At 42.0% G+C, this 14,533-nt stretch carries 18 protein-coding genes; all 18 read right to left on the reverse strand.

The window, feature by feature from the left end; translation table 11 throughout:
• Positions 1-87: 87 nt before the first annotated feature.
• The gene (locus BA724_RS06310) at positions 88-564 is read right to left on the reverse strand and encodes a phage tail assembly chaperone (protein ID WP_069937804.1); all 477 of its coding nucleotides are present in this window, start codon (positions 562-564) and stop codon (positions 88-90) included.
• A 150-nt stretch (positions 565-714) separates the two neighbouring features.
• Complete coding sequence (locus BA724_RS06315) at positions 715-1,308, reverse strand: dienelactone hydrolase family protein (RefSeq protein WP_069937805.1); 594 nt, start codon at positions 1,306-1,308, stop codon at positions 715-717.
• Positions 1,309-1,476: 168 nt separating this feature from the next.
• Positions 1,477-1,923: a phage tail tube protein gene (locus BA724_RS06320; RefSeq protein ID WP_069937806.1), complete on the reverse strand. Its 447-nt coding sequence runs from the start codon at positions 1,921-1,923 to the stop codon at positions 1,477-1,479.
• Between the two features lie 23 nt (positions 1,924-1,946).
• Complete coding sequence (locus tag BA724_RS06325; protein ID WP_069937807.1) at positions 1,947-3,311, reverse strand: phage tail sheath family protein; 1,365 nt, start codon at positions 3,309-3,311, stop codon at positions 1,947-1,949.
• Positions 3,312-3,313: 2 nt separating this feature from the next.
• Positions 3,314-3,511 (reverse strand): YqzN/YkzM domain-containing protein, encoded by a 198-nt coding sequence (locus BA724_RS06330; RefSeq protein WP_069937808.1) that lies wholly within the window; start codon positions 3,509-3,511, stop codon positions 3,314-3,316.
• The gene (locus BA724_RS06335; protein ID WP_069937809.1) at positions 3,508-3,951 is read right to left on the reverse strand and encodes a phage portal protein; all 444 of its coding nucleotides are present in this window, start codon (positions 3,949-3,951) and stop codon (positions 3,508-3,510) included. Before BA724_RS06335 ends, BA724_RS06330 begins: the two co-directional genes overlap by 4 nt.
• On the reverse strand, positions 3,948-4,451 hold the full coding sequence (locus tag BA724_RS06340) for an HK97 gp10 family phage protein (RefSeq protein WP_245676160.1): 504 nt from the start codon (positions 4,449-4,451) through the stop codon (positions 3,948-3,950). The genes BA724_RS06335 and BA724_RS06340 overlap by 4 nt, the downstream gene beginning before the upstream one ends.
• A gap of 8 nt (positions 4,452-4,459) precedes the next feature.
• The gene (locus tag BA724_RS06345; protein WP_069937811.1) at positions 4,460-4,816 is read right to left on the reverse strand and encodes a DUF3599 family protein; all 357 of its coding nucleotides are present in this window, start codon (positions 4,814-4,816) and stop codon (positions 4,460-4,462) included.
• Positions 4,813-5,202, reverse strand: a complete 390-nt coding sequence (yqbG, locus tag BA724_RS06350) for a protein YqbG (protein ID WP_069937812.1) — start codon at positions 5,200-5,202, stop codon at positions 4,813-4,815. The genes BA724_RS06345 and yqbG overlap by 4 nt, the downstream gene beginning before the upstream one ends.
• Positions 5,203-5,207: 5 nt before the next feature.
• Entirely contained in the window at positions 5,208-5,540 is a 333-nt protein-coding gene (locus BA724_RS06355) for a hypothetical protein (protein ID WP_083256105.1), read from the reverse strand.
• Positions 5,541-5,555: 15 nt separating this feature from the next.
• Complete coding sequence (locus tag BA724_RS06360) at positions 5,556-6,476, reverse strand: phage major capsid protein (RefSeq protein WP_069937813.1); 921 nt, start codon at positions 6,474-6,476, stop codon at positions 5,556-5,558.
• Between the two features lie 15 nt (positions 6,477-6,491).
• Positions 6,492-7,673, reverse strand: a complete 1,182-nt coding sequence (locus tag BA724_RS06365) for an XkdF-like putative serine protease domain-containing protein (protein ID WP_069937814.1) — start codon at positions 7,671-7,673, stop codon at positions 6,492-6,494.
• 175 nt (positions 7,674-7,848) lie between these two features.
• The gene (locus BA724_RS06370) at positions 7,849-9,402 is read right to left on the reverse strand and encodes a sensor domain-containing diguanylate cyclase (RefSeq protein ID WP_069937815.1); all 1,554 of its coding nucleotides are present in this window, start codon (positions 9,400-9,402) and stop codon (positions 7,849-7,851) included.
• Between the two features lie 85 nt (positions 9,403-9,487).
• Positions 9,488-10,393, reverse strand: coding sequence for a phage minor head protein (locus BA724_RS06375; protein ID WP_069937816.1), 906 nt, complete (start codon positions 10,391-10,393; stop codon positions 9,488-9,490).
• Positions 10,390-11,928 carry a phage portal protein gene (locus BA724_RS06380; RefSeq protein WP_069937817.1) on the reverse strand — a complete coding sequence of 513 codons (1,539 nt, stop codon included), beginning with the start codon at positions 11,926-11,928 and terminating at the stop codon, positions 10,390-10,392. The genes BA724_RS06375 and BA724_RS06380 overlap by 4 nt, the downstream gene beginning before the upstream one ends.
• A 3-nt stretch (positions 11,929-11,931) precedes the next feature.
• Positions 11,932-13,239 (reverse strand): PBSX family phage terminase large subunit, encoded by a 1,308-nt coding sequence (locus tag BA724_RS06385; protein ID WP_069937877.1) that lies wholly within the window; start codon positions 13,237-13,239, stop codon positions 11,932-11,934.
• Positions 13,240-13,256: 17 nt separating this feature from the next.
• A complete protein-coding gene (locus BA724_RS06390; RefSeq protein ID WP_069937818.1) occupies positions 13,257-14,153 on the reverse strand; it encodes a terminase small subunit in 897 nt (298 codons plus the stop codon).
• A gap of 83 nt (positions 14,154-14,236) precedes the next feature.
• Positions 14,237-14,443 (reverse strand): hypothetical protein, encoded by a 207-nt coding sequence (locus BA724_RS06395; protein ID WP_069937819.1) that lies wholly within the window; start codon positions 14,441-14,443, stop codon positions 14,237-14,239.
• Positions 14,444-14,533: the final 90 nt, after the last annotated feature.

Below are 14,533 nucleotides of genomic sequence, written 5' to 3' on the forward strand. Positions count from 1 at the left end.
CCCACAAGTCTTTCAAATCCTGCGGCTTCCATTCTCTTTCGTGCAATAAAAAATGAGCGTAAACCGCATCACGGTCTCCGCTCTCAATTAGTTTTTTGCTTCTGAAACAAGATCCTCAAATGTGTCCATATATCCGTTAATACGTTGCGCCGCTTTCATAAATTCTGCGTATTCCCCGCCGACAGACAGCATTTTCTTCAAGACTTCCACCGGATCTTGTGCGCCGAATGATTTCAGCAAGTCCTTGTCACGGAAGTTCGGATAAACAGTGGATTCAATGCCCATACGAGCGATCCAACGAGGGCGGTCAAATTCTTCCCCAACTTTTTTCGATCCTTCATAAACTGGTGTGTAACAATCCGCTTCTATTTCTTCAATGCGTTCTGTTGTGATCGGCTTCATAACGAATGGAATAACTTTTCCTTCTGCATCAACATAACGTCTTGATACAACAACGTTTTCCTCTGTGACTGGCTTCTCTTTGCCGGCCAAGAAAAAACTCATATCCCGTGTGTTCGATACTACCGCTGCTTTTTCTACTGCTTCTGTTTTTGGTGTTGTCATTTTGTGTTTCCTCCAGTTAATTGAATGATTTTTTTAAATAAAGGCTCTGTTATCGTTTGTTGTTGATTTTTAACCAAAAGAAAAACCACTCATAAAGAGAGGTTTCTTGAACTAACGATTCTCGTTAGCTGAATAATTGAATTAGATTAATTAATGTTTCAGAAAAAAGTTTACCATCTCGTTAAATGTTTTATCTGCTGATTCTCTATTATGCTTAGAGGAGTACGGGTCAGTAAATCCATGTTGTCCTCTACATTTATTTATCTTGACATTCTTTTTATCTAAAGTTGAAATTAACTGGTCAATATTAAATGATTTTTCTTCTTGCGGAAAGAACAGCAGTGCAGGACACTGAGGTGATATTTCTACATAATCCCTAATGCGTGAACCATAGTATCCAACGATTCCATCAACACGTTTTTCCTCACTACACAACCAAGCAACCGTTGCTCCTACACTAAACCCGACAACAAACACCTTTTGATATTCATTTTTAATATCTGATATCAAATCTCTAATTTTATGCAAAGCATTAATAAAACCTATATTCCCCATAAAATTACGATAAGCAATTTCCTCTTGAGAATAATCAAAAGGTGCTTTTTGTTCTAATAAATTAGGGCAAATGACATCAAAATCATATGCCGATAATAATTGACAAATATCCTTCATATGCTGGTTAATTCCATAGATTTCATGAATTACAATGATTGCAGTATCGGAGTTTTTCTGTTTATTAATCATTTTTCACCTCCCCCGATTATCTACTCTCATTATACAATTAATACTAAACCCTATCTTTGCTTCTTTCGTTAAACTGCCCATAAGTTAAGCAAGAAAATCAACAATGACGTTTAACAGAGCCTAAATAAAAAGAGAAAAGGCTGCTAAAAGCCACCCCTTCTTTCCGGATTAAAATCCTGCTGCTAATTCTTCAGGCAGATCCGCATCTTCGAATGTGAACGGCATTTCTTGTTCAAGAACCGCGCCTTCCGCATTCAATTCAGCAATTTTCGTGCTGTCAAAGTTTACATCGTAAATTGTGACACGTTCAGTGCCACGTTTAGATCCTTTGTCATCCAATACTTCCTGGAATGTGAAATAAGGATCTGCTCCTGTTTTGATGTAGTTAATCATCAATTTAACAAATCTCGATGTGACTTTGTAAATAACCAAATTCCCAGTACCGCTTGCGCCGATGGTTTTGTGGCCATCCATACGGCGACCAAGTACAGCTACTGTCGTTTTGTTTTTCTCAATGGTCGCTTCAAAGCTCTTTACATAAGCCATTTCTTCGCCATCCAAAAAGAGGCGTCCTTCTTTACCGCTGATCGTATTACCCGAGCGGAATGCTGTCATATTTTATTGCACCTCCTGTGTTTTTAGCGTACTGTTACGCCGAAATAGAATTTCTCTGCGGCGTCCACCGGCTGAGCGCCAATGTTGATGAAAAAGCCATCTGCATCTGTATTCAATGTAATCTGAATGTCCGTTGACGAATCAAAATTCTGCAAAGCGCCGCCTTCTTGCAAAGTATTCATGTACAAAGTAGCGGCTGTGTGGATAATCTGCATCCCATCGCCATTTGCCGGAATATCCGAACCTGCATCTTTTTTCGCCTTGATCAGTGCCTTGACTTCACGGATCAAATCGTTTTGAATGCCATCCAGGATGCGGATGATCTTGTTTTTCTGGAACCGCTTGTCTTTTGTTGCACTTAATGTGACAAGTGAGTTAATGTCTTTTTCGACTGATACCGTTCTGTCAGCTGGATCGTATGTCAACATGAAATCACCGTTTTTCAGACCGATGATTGTTTCGTCGTTATCGAAGCGAGGAGATACATCGACAGCCCCTTCGTATTCAACGAATGTGAGTGATTGATACATCGTTGCGCCTGCGCTTGCACCCGCGACCCATGCCACTGTTTGAGCAGGAGTTAAAGTTTCGCCAGTAGCCAAAACAGCGCCATTGGTAACGTTTGTGACTCCTTCATAATCACTTGCATAGTTAGATAACACGGCACGTACTTTCCGGCCATGTTCTTCCCGAAGGCGTCTGATGAAGGAAACGAACGTTGCTTTCAGCTCATCATTTGCTGTCACCGGTAATCCGATTGTGTCAAACTGTGCATTTTCGGCAGCCGTTAAGAAATCCGTGTATTCAAGGTTTGTAACAGTGCCATCAGTGCCGCCGGTTAATGTGACACCTGCAGTAGCAACTAAATCGGCCGTACCTGCGAAAATAGCCCATTCATTCGCTTTTAACTCAGCGGCTGTTGTGACTGTCTGCTTATCCACCAATTGCGTCCCTGCAAACGTAGAAACATCAAATTTCGTTGAATCTAATACATTAACTTGCACAACGACTTTGATTGTATTGCCGATGACCCCACCATGCAACGCTGTCGCTGTCACGGCTGTTGTGCCCGTGCCTGCCACTGCTAATTGACCAGTTGCCTTCGTTCCCTCATTCAAGCGGTAGACAAGGACAGTCTGGCTTTTCTTTTTCGCTTCCCGAATGAGAAGGACAGACGCATGGTCAAGATCCACCCCAAGCTTTTTCTGAAAATCGCCTTCATCGGTGATTTCAATAAACGATTTTGCCTGCCCCCATGATAAAGAGACAGGAAGGGCAACTCGTCCGCTGTTTCCTGCTGCTAAACGGTTTTGTGCCGCTGATTTAAACAGAAAATACATACCAGCCCGTGCTTTTTCAACGCCTTCTGTAAATGTTCCGCTGTTCATGCTTATTTAACCTCCTTCTTAAAGAACGCTTTAATCCGGCGCTCTGCTTCTGTTTTTGTGATTTCTGTTTCTTCTGCTTTTGAAAACACACCGTCAAACACTTCGGGCTTTACACCGAATAATTCCCGGGCATGTTCACGCAACTCATACAACAGAAACTTAGCTTCTTCTTTTTTGATTTCTTCCGCTTTTGCTGTCATAATTTCACCTCACTTTCAATGGTTACTTTATTAAGCGGCTGCACTTCTTCCCGCTCATAGAAATAGCGGCTGTCCCACGTTAAAATAATGAGGGCCATGCCGCTGCTTCCTTGCCTTGATTCAATTCGGTTTAAACGAACATATTCGCCTGTGTGCGCTCCCTCTGGATCGAGGAGAGGCACAAGCAAACGGCGGGCACGAATGGCATCTGCAATCAGTTCCGCTTCTGCATGGGCCTGCTGTGTACTCTCATGAAAGAGCTTGACTGACAGGCTGTATGTTTTCATGAAGGTTGAAAGAGTGTCCTTCCCGTCAAAAGCAAAAGCTGGCGGAAAATACATGGACGGTACCTGCAGTTCTTCCGGCACTTCGTCTTCATAGAGCAGCACTGGAAACAGCTGATGAAAAGCGCTCCTAATTGACATTACTTCCGGATTCATCGGGCACTCCCTAACGAATCAAGCCAGCCCTGCAGGCGTTTCTCCAGGCTCTTTTCAAAGATCTTTTCAAAGATGGCCATTGCATTATCCCAGTAGCCAGATCCGTCCACCCATTTCACTTTCAGCAGCATGCCTGTTTCAGCATTTTTGTCATACTCAAACCGATCCCCCACCCAGCGTCCAGGTACCCAGCGCCGGTCTTTCCCAGAATCCAGGTCAACCGTTGTGTGACCATCATTAGCGAAGCTCGCATACGAAACGTTACTGCCCACCGCAAGAGTCAGCCCGCCTTCTGACATGCTCCATACACCGTCGTTATCGCCACGATTAAAGGAATTGAGCAGGCGGCGAGTATCGACGGTTTCTGTCCGAATGATTTCATCCTGGATGATTTCTAAAAACTCCATACCGGATGCTTCCAGCCACAGGGAAAACTCTTTTTTCGCTTCCGAGTTAGCGGCCTTTTCAACCTGCTTCATGAATTCCTTGAGACCTTTCATTTCTACACTCATAGCCGCACCTTCCTTACTGCCGTTACTTCCTGATGATGATTGCGAATCTTCCGCGGCTTCTGCAGAATAAATTCCTCACCATCCCAGACGACTTTATCATTCATAAGAATGTCTGCATTCGGCAGAAAATGGACTAGGAATCTTTGAAGAAGCGCCTGAGCAGGATCTCCTTGTACAACCGTCTGGCTTTTTTCTATAAAGAGACACGGCACATCTACGGATACTGGCACTAGATTATGTTCCTTATTTTTCACAATAAAAGAAGCGTCCACCCCGTAAGTAGGAGTGGCGCTATTCTGTGCTTCTAGCCGGTAAACATCACATCGATGAGTAAGCAGCTTTTTATAACTCATAGCGCTCGCATCCTAAAACGCGCATTTCCTGTCGCCGTGGCCTCATCAGGAAGAATGAATGCTTTCAGCAGTCCGGAAACATCCGGCTTCGACGTGCCGCTCGTATCTGAAACTGTGTAAGAGTAGTCACCGATCTTCTCACTCTTAATGCCTTTTGTGAGTGATTCATCTGAATTAACTAAGGCATAATATTGAGCCATTTTTTTTATGGCCAACTTTACTTCGTCAGGAAGCGGCTGATAATCCGCTCCACTGAAATCGTGACCGACAATCCCTTTTACTTCGACTTCCGCTTCAAGAATGTCTTGCTTAAGCAAAGCATCCGGCCGCTCCTTCACTTCATCGAAAACGGTATACGCAATCAATTCAGCGGTTGTAATGAGCAAAGGAATCACTCTCCTGCTTCTTGTAACTGGAGAATAAGCGCAACGCGCTCATCCTCATTGTTTGTGCCTTCTACCTCGCCGCCAAGCTCAATAATGAGGTCTTTCTGTTCTTCTGCGCTGAGCTTTTTAAGAGAGGTTTTTGTATGCTTCTCACCAGATGGCGGGGTATTACCAGGAACCCCCTCATCTGTAGCTGACTCTACTAATTCAAAATAGCCCGTTTCCATAATTTCGTCGGCTTCTTTTTGCGTGTTGGCCATAACAAAAGGATTGCGAGCATCTGCACTCACAATCCCGCTATACGACAACGTATTTTTCAGCTTTAACTTATACGCCATTATTTGCCCTCCTTATTAGGCTAATCCTTTGATAAGGACCGCCGCGTCTTTTTCCTCAATGACCGGATCGAAATCCAAATGCACGACGTAGAAACGCTTGTCCTGCATAATGGCATCTTTGCCTTCAGTCGTTTTACGAATCTTTACATCATAAGAGTTCACGACGATTAGGTTCTTTGGATTCACCAACATAATCTGATCTGCTGGCATTCTCGGAACCGCAACAGACGGAATGCTTGCTGGTGCATTCAGAATGGATTCAGACAAGCCGCCGCCGTTTTGAATGCTTTGGTTAAGCAAATAACGCTCCCACTTTTGTTTCATGGAAGGAGCCATCAACCAGCGCAATGTACCGTTATTATATTTATCTGGCATTTGAGACAGTGCATCATAAAAGACATTAAGTGAAATAGCACCGGCGTCTTTTGCGGCACGGTCCTCCACATGAGAGTCTGCCCCTAACTGTTTCAACCATCCGTTATTGATTTTCAAGAAATCATAATCTACATCGGTATTTAGCGTCGCTTCATCACCATTTAAGTAAAGGTCTTCAAGATCAACGCCTAGCTGCTGCGTCATAAGGCTAGTCACTGTATCTTCAAAGCTCTGTCCCTCGATGTTTTCACGAAGAGACTCTTCTGTGATTTCCCAAGGAAGACGGACAGCTGTAGTTGCATACTCTACCTTGCTGAATTTTACTTCCTGGCGGTTTCCGTCATCGGTATTTTCCGTCTTTTTACGAAGAATACGTGAATCGATGCCGATTTTGTCAATTTCACCTGTCTTTGCTGTCCGCATCTCTGTGCGGATAAGTCCGCCAAGCACCGTTGCTTCAAATGTCTGCTGAACAAATTTTTTCGACTGCTCCGGATTCAGTAATCCGGATGTAACTGTGCCCGTTGTAATCGTATTTTTCATAATTGTTTGGTTATCCATTAAATGTTCCTCCTTTTATAGAACGCCGTTAAGATAATGTTTTTGAACCGACTCTTCTTTTGGATCTTCCTGCGCCTGTTTTGTAATACTGCGTGTTTTTTCAATAGCGTCTAAGCGGCTGGTGATTGGCTCCAGGCTTTTTGTTAATGCTTCGGTTACCTGCTTAGCCACCTCTTCTTCACCTGATTGATCAACAGCTGTTCCTTCTTCTTTTTCAAGATCAGCAAGCTTTTTACTGATTGGAGACAGTGCATCATTAATCATTTTTTGAATGTCTTCTGCTTTCATTTCGTCTTCCTCCTCTTCCACTTCTGCTTTCAGCTCATTGAGTGCATCAAAAGCGGCATTAATTTTGTTCATGCGGGCAGCGGAAATCTTTTTGCCGGCTTTCTGGATTGTTGCTGGCTTTGATTCCATAGCTTTTGCAATATCACCGGTAGTCTGAATCTCTTGAACAATTTCAAAAAACTCCTGTGTAGCTTCAATCAAGCGCTGGAAATCAGTAGCCTCCGGTGTACGGTTATCCCATAACGCACTATAATAAGCGCTGTCCAATCCGTCCCAAGCCGCCCAAAGGTTACGGCGTTGCTGATTTTGCTCGTAATTATCACGAACTTCACCTTTTTGAATAGCGGTACCGCCCGTAAAGAAGTTTTTGAGCAAATTAAAAAGCCCCGCTTCCTGGTTATTTGAAGGAGCGACAGGCTCTGCAGCATTCTTTTCAATTGTTTCAGCGGTACCGGCCATAGAGTAGCCAGTGATTTCGCCTTTTTGAATCTCTTCCCATATTTCATCAGATGCTTTTGTGACCATGATCCAGGAGCCCTTTGTAATTTCCTGCTCTCCAAGTGTAAAGTCTGCAGGTGCGATATACGATTCTACCACTTCACCCACGCCACCTTCGAAATCATGCTGCTTGTCGATGTTTCGGGCATCCTTCATAAAGCCATGAGCGGCTTTTTCGATTTCCTCAGCAGTCATAAAATCTCCGTGAGCATCTTCCATATTGGGCTCGTAAACAAGGCCGTAAACGAGCTGCTGGGCGGCTTCCTCTTTATTGATAAAGACCTTTACTTCTTTTTGAAATGTTGGTTCCGATCGATGGGCGGACTTTGTGAAGAAAAACTGCTTTTGATTAGCGGCTTTGTCCACGTATGAAACATGTGTAATTTGTGCATTAACTAATTGTCGTGTCATTTTAATGTTCACCTCCTTTCACTACTAAGTATATTCTTAGAAGATCCTTCTGAATTACCACCTAAACACTTCTTCATTAAATAAGATAAATTTAGTTTTACGCATACAAAAAAAGCCGGTTTTTTTCCGGCCTTTCTGTATGTATAGTTCCGTTAACACTACTAATATGAAATTCCTATTGATCACTTGCGATAATTGTTTTGTTTCTTCCTTCTTGTTTTGCCCTGTACAATGCTTGGTCAGTCATATTTAATAACTCTTCAAAATGAATTGTCATCGTTGACGTGTTTCCAATTCCAATTGAGAGGGTAACCGGCTTACCTGTAGGACTATTCGTTGTTTCCAATGATTTTCGAATTTTTTCCGCTACCATTTGGGCAGTTTCCAAGCCCGTGTCAGGAAGAATAATCAAAAATTCTTCGCCGCCTATACGGAAACACAAATCAATCTCTCTGGTTTCTGTCTTAACCATGTCGGCAACATATTTTAGTACTTCATCTCCTAGTATGTGTCCGTATTGATCATTTATTTTCTTAAAATGGTCAATATCAAATAAAATGATTGAGTAGATATCTAAATCTTTAATAGTCTTTTCTAAGTAACGACGATTAAAATAACCTGTTAATGGATCAATATTTGATTCATTCTCAGCATAGTTGGCTCTTTTCTCATAAAAATCAAAAGCTATTAATACAGCCCGCTTTAATTCCTTTAATTCAAAATACCAATCAGGGATATGCGGTTTAGTTATCACCTTATTTTCTGTAATTTGTTGTGCGTAAGCGGCTAAGTCTCTTATAGGCTTCACAAATTTGCGTAATAAGATATAAGTTATTATATATACCAGCGTAATAAATGGAAGAGTACTTACACTTACTTGTTTTGTCAATTCAATAGTTGGTTTCAATACAGCTTCTTTAGGTGTTTGAGATACGATTCCCCAGTGACCTACTGATGAGTTGGAAGAGGCATAGCCTGCTAACATTGTTATTCCTTTTGAATTAACAATCTCTTGACTTCCATCCTTCCCCTGTAAAACTTTTTTAATAACCTCATTATCTTTTACGTTCTCTCTAATTCTACTAGAATCGGGATGATAAATAAGATTTCCTTTAGAGTCAACTACATATACATATGAACCGCTTTCATGCTGTGGATGTTCGCCAAGTATATTGGAAAGACTGTTATTCTCGTCTAAATTGATTGATCCTCCAAGAAATCCTGTATAATTACCATTGGCATCATAAACCGGAAAAGAAATGAGCATTATGAGATGACCATTAAGGCCCACATAAGGTTCAGATATTAAAGGCACTTTTTTTCTTAACGCTTCCCTTGCGCCAATTGTATTCGTCTTTCGCCCCTTCAAATCCGTATGCGGTGCTGCTGAAACAACCTGGCCTGTTTTATCTACAAACCAAGTTGCGTTAAAAAAAGAAGTGGCTGCTAACATGGTATTTAATTTATGTTGTATAGTTTCAGGATCTTTCGTTAAGAATTCATCTTCTTGTGATTCTATACGGAGATTTTTTACCATGTCTTTAAAAAGGGAATCCGTTGTATCAGCGAGCTTTTGAGCATAAAATTGATTATCTACTAAATAGTTGTTCTCCAGGTTACTTTTACTTACTAAAATACTAGAAGCCGAACTCCCAATGAAAGTGCCTAAAACTGCAAAAGTCAACAACGTTAATGACAGAATATTTATGTTAAGTTTAATAGATTTCATAATAAACTTAGTATATATAATTAAATTGTTTCACTGCAATTGCATTTTGGTTTTATCAGGTACTTTTTTCTTTCTAAACTTTAATTTATTTTAATTTTTCCAGTACCTTCTTCCTTAGCTCCTCTTTCTCTTCCTTGCTCAGCCCCATGATGTCTTTATTCACCACAGGCGAAAGCACACAATGGCAATTTACCCGCTCGCCTGCAGGTAAAGAAGTGTCACGGGGATGATCGGCTGCATGGCCGTTCACATCAAATGTTTCATCAACGGCAACTTCTTCACCGTCCAGATCCACATGCGCTTCACGTGGATTATTTTTCTTGCTGCCTGAATGCCGCCAACGCTTCTTTTCGACTGCTGGGCTTTGCCGGTATGATTCCGCCTGCGCAACAGAAGAGGCAGTCAGTATTTCGGTAATAGCGGTTGTACGTGCTCGCTTTCGGTCAAACTGCGGCAGATCCTTTATAGCCAGCTCGGCGTCCTGGATGGAGCCGCCTTCTTTAATGACCTTTTTTAATTCTCTCTCCAATGCATCATGAGAGTTGAGCTTCATCAGCTTGCCTAAATCAGCAGACCATTCTTCAATCCAGGTAACGGATCGGTTAGACAGGACTTCAAAAGGTACATCCTTATCAATAGAATCCATTAGTTCAGCGGCTAGTCCTGCCACTGTCAGTTGCAGAAACGATGATGTTTCCTCTTGCATCTCTTCCGCAAATTCATCCGCAGCAAAAAGGTTGCTGGTGATGTAAATAAGGAGCGCTTCGAGTGTAATATCCTTGCTGACGAATGATTTTACGCCATCAACAAAATGCTTCCGCTGTTTGCGCAGAAGCTTGGCCACTTTCTTTTCATAATCTTCAACAAAGCCTGGTATCTGATCCAATCCAGGGAAATCCGGTACTAGATCCGTCAGCTTTTCCTCGTCTTCTTCATCCACTTTGGCAATATAGTCATTCAAGCTTTTTAAAAGCTTTTCTGCCTTGCTCATGACTGCATCGCCTCGAGCACATCACGCATATCTTTCATAATGTTCAGCAGATCCGTGTTCGGTTCCGCTTGGGATTTTAATAAAGAGATCAGCGGGTTTGCCTGCTGACCTTGCTGCAAGTTATTTAATACGATTTGGAAAGGTACGTTATATTCATCAGGGAGCGCTTCAAGGTCTTTACCTAGCAATTGTCCTAGCAGGTCCCTCAAATCGTTAGGAGCGACTCCTCCTGCGCTTGCAAGTGGCGCTATCGCTTGCGCTGTTTCAATCGGATCACTAAAGTTTGGTCCGTTTAATGATGCTTCCACATTGTAAATCTCTAAATCAGAAAGAAAAAGCGTGTTTAGCTTGCCAGTAATGGCTTGCCGCTCTGGTTCAAAGACCTGCTCTTCTGTAATTTTACGAGCAGTATCTGCAGTTGCCTTGTTATAATCCTTCGATTCACCTGTGTAAATCGGCGGCAGACGAAACGATGAGCGAAGTTTATCGCGGCTTTTCTCGTCATATTCCAGAAAAAGAGCATCTTGCTGCAGAATTTCAGCCAAGGATTTGATTTGTACTTTAACCGGTGCCGTCTTTTCCTCCCCAGTATCCTCTTCACTGGTAATGCCCTCAGCTTCTAGGATTAGAAACTTGTGCGCGTTCTCAACACCTTCAATACCGTTCATGTATTCCTGCAAATTGGTATAAGCTTCCTCAGTCAACATCCCATTCTCAACAGTAATAGCAGCCGGAACATGCCTGCCCTGCTTGAAATACATATAGTTCAGCTCTTCCGCTTTCCGGGCACCATATTGATGGATGATATGCCCTACCCACCTTGGAATTCCATAGGTTCCGGAACCCAGCTTGAAATGAATGATTTCTGTTGCCAAGAGATTCTCAGGTGTACTTTCATCAAATTTTCCTGTCGTAAGGTTCATCGGCCGCGGATCTCCGTACTCCTTAAAGTACACTTTTTTGCCGTTGATCATTTGCACATATTTTCGGAACGTACGCCACCGTTTGATTGTCTTAAGCTGGCCGTTTTCCGTAATGGTATAATCCACTTCTTCCGGTACGGTCCGCTTGCATACACGAATATATTGACCATCCACATATTCAATTCCAGCCGGGCGGTTCAACGAATCACGCAAAGCCTCAATATATCCATTCCCCATTTTTTCACGGTCTTCAAGAGCATAGCCCAGAATCGTTTCCGCTTCCTCGTCATAATTCAGATACCGAATAAATTCTTCAAGGCGGGTCCACTCTTCATCGGCTTTAGTTTTCAAATCATCCTTTGTGTCTTTTGAATTGTAGTCAAAACGGTATTTCGGTACCAGACCAAAGCCTAGAATATTCACGCGGTACGCTTCCACACATTGCTGCAGGATGGTAGAATACTCCCCAATCAACTTAAGCTCTTTTAGGTTGTATGGCGGCTCAATAATATCGCCATCGTATGACGCTTTAAATGGGTCATCATAAATTTGTTTCGTAGTTGAAGCAGTTTGCGATTTAATAACCGTTGCTTTCATTTTGCGCTCTCCCATGAGTTACCTCCTCTCTCTAGTCGGTCTTTTTCGATTCGGCCGTTCCCTTTGTCTTTTCTCTTTCAAGTCCGCCACTTCGTAATTGTCCAGGCCATACCAGATAGCCGATAACGTATGCGGATCAATCTTGAATTCATCCTCAATGATGTTTCCATTCTTATCAACTGCATACGTTAAATCCTTCAATTCATAAATAGTATTGGTGCATTGACTAGAACAAATGATTTTTCTAAACCGCTTCACCTTTTTCGTATATTGAAGCCGGGAGCCTTTATACTTCTTTGCGCCCATCATGTTGAAACCCAGCTGCCTAAAATATTTGATCGTTTTCGGTTCGGCGCTATCCGCTTTAATCAACTCTTTCGATTCAGCAAATTCCTTTATCGCCTCAGCTGTTTGATCATCGGTCATTCCATTCTTATAAAATTCCCAATAGATGTAGAGAATCTTCTTTTCATGATCGACAGCTAGTCGAAGCAAAGCATTGTAAGAATTGACGAAACCGAAATCCATGCCAGCCCTCATAAGCGGCTTATTTATGTTCTCGATCGCAGCCATCACTTCTTCATGCGGCTTTATCGCGAATTGCAGCAGCACCTTCACGCCGTTCACACCAAATTGACCTTTCCTGGCAATGCGGTAAAGGTCTGGATCATATTCTTTCAGTTCATCCAATTGAGCGATATAACTTTCTGGCAAGAATAAATTGTCTTCAGCTGTTGAGTGGTGGTAGTACGTATCATTTGTGACTAATGTTCTCTTTTCGTATAATTCAGCATCGTCCAGTATGAGACGCTTATTCATATCATCACGAAAAAAATGTTTAAAGGACCAGTTATCTTCCCCAACCGGGTTAGTGGAAAGAATCATGTGCAGCTTCAAAGTTGGATGCCTGAGCCGGCCAAGTAATTCTTTAAACCCTGCATACTTTACTTCTGAACACTCTTCAATCCAAACAATAGAGATATTGTTAATCGATTTTAATTTTGCAGGCCGGTCCATACCTTTAAAGATGATCTTGCTTCCATTAGGAAAGCGGATCTGCATAGGTGAAGTCATGCATTTAACATGATCATCAAGCCCTAAGTCAATCACCAGCTCCTCCAGCAAAGAAAAGGTGGAATCGCGGTGTGTATCGTATACTTCACGTACAACGAGAGCGGTACGCTTTTCTTCCAACATCTTTAAAATAATTTTTAAAGCTACGTGATAGCTCTTACTGCTGCCATATCCGCCGACAAGAAACTGAAATTTCGTTGACCACTCGAATAGGAAATCTTCAAAATGAGGATTAACTTCTTTTTCAACCATTTCAATCGCTAATTCACTCATGATGGATCACCTTTTCGCTTAATCATGATTTGAATTGGACGATCTGATTTATCATCTGATAGCTTTTTGATCTCCACTTTTGATTTTTCAATCTCAATTTTTAGTTTCTCCTGCTGCAGCTGCTTTTGCTCCTTCTCAGAAAGAAGATCAAAGTATTTCGTCAGCATATCCAGCGCCTTCATTCTGTCAGCCAGCTTCACCACAACACCGTCGCGGCCCTGCCGGATTTCGCTGACAATCGTTCCGTCAATTTCATCGCTGTTTTTGAAGAACATTTCATTGTAGGATTCAACGCGCGGTACCATTTCTTTCACTTCGCCGTCTTCGTTAAGAAGCGTATCGTATTTGCCTGTATGAATGTCTTTTCTCTGGAACGTAACATAATCAGTAATGTCTGCAAAAGCGATTTTAACGTAATAATCGATCACGTCTCTGGCGTTAATAAAAAGCTCTTCCTGCAGTCCTGCTTTTAGCTCACGAATATACTCCGCAACCTTAGCATTTCTTAGCAAGCGACTCCCTTCAACATGAGCCGATTCTTTTGCATATCCTGCTTTAATTGCAGCCATCGTTGCATTGAAGCTTTTTAGGTAGTGCATGCAGAAAAGCTCTTGTTTATCAGTCAATTCAGCGATTTCCGCTTCTTCAGCATCAGGCTCTTTTCTATTTGGAGCATGCGCTTTTTTGGTTCCCTTTTCATTTGGAGTACTCCGTATTTTTTTATGGAGTACTCCATTCAATTTATCGTTCCATTTATCTTTGGACTTCCATCCGCTGATCGTTTTTTCTGGAACGCCTAATTGTTCAGCAAGAGCACGATTTGTTATTTCTCTATTATGCTGCTTCCATATTTCGAAAGCTTCATCCCGTTTCGGATCTCTCTGTCTGGCCACGTCACATCACCACCACCTCCGTGATTGTTTTTGAGCAAAGAAAAAAGCACCTCATAATTTGAGGTACTCATTACCAAGTTTCTTTACCAAGGGGATCTATTGCTTATTTTAGCGGGTTTTGTAAAATGAATTGATGTAACATTCCCCATGTTCACCGCCTGATGGTCTTCGCTGGTATACCATTCTGAAGTAGTTAGCATTTTCAGAATCTCTCCCTCGTTTTCACCTTCAATTTCAAGCCTTTTATAATTTTCTTTATCAAACGTAAAAAGCACACTGTATTTAGCCATTCCCCCACCTCCTTTTGCCTTACATTTCGACAAAAGGAGATAATTTCCTGCGTTCATCATATTCGTTTTAGTGATATGATTACCCAGGCG

Source organism: Domibacillus iocasae (assembly GCF_001750285.1).
Lineage (GTDB): Bacteria > Bacillota > Bacilli > Bacillales > Domibacillaceae > Domibacillus > Domibacillus iocasae.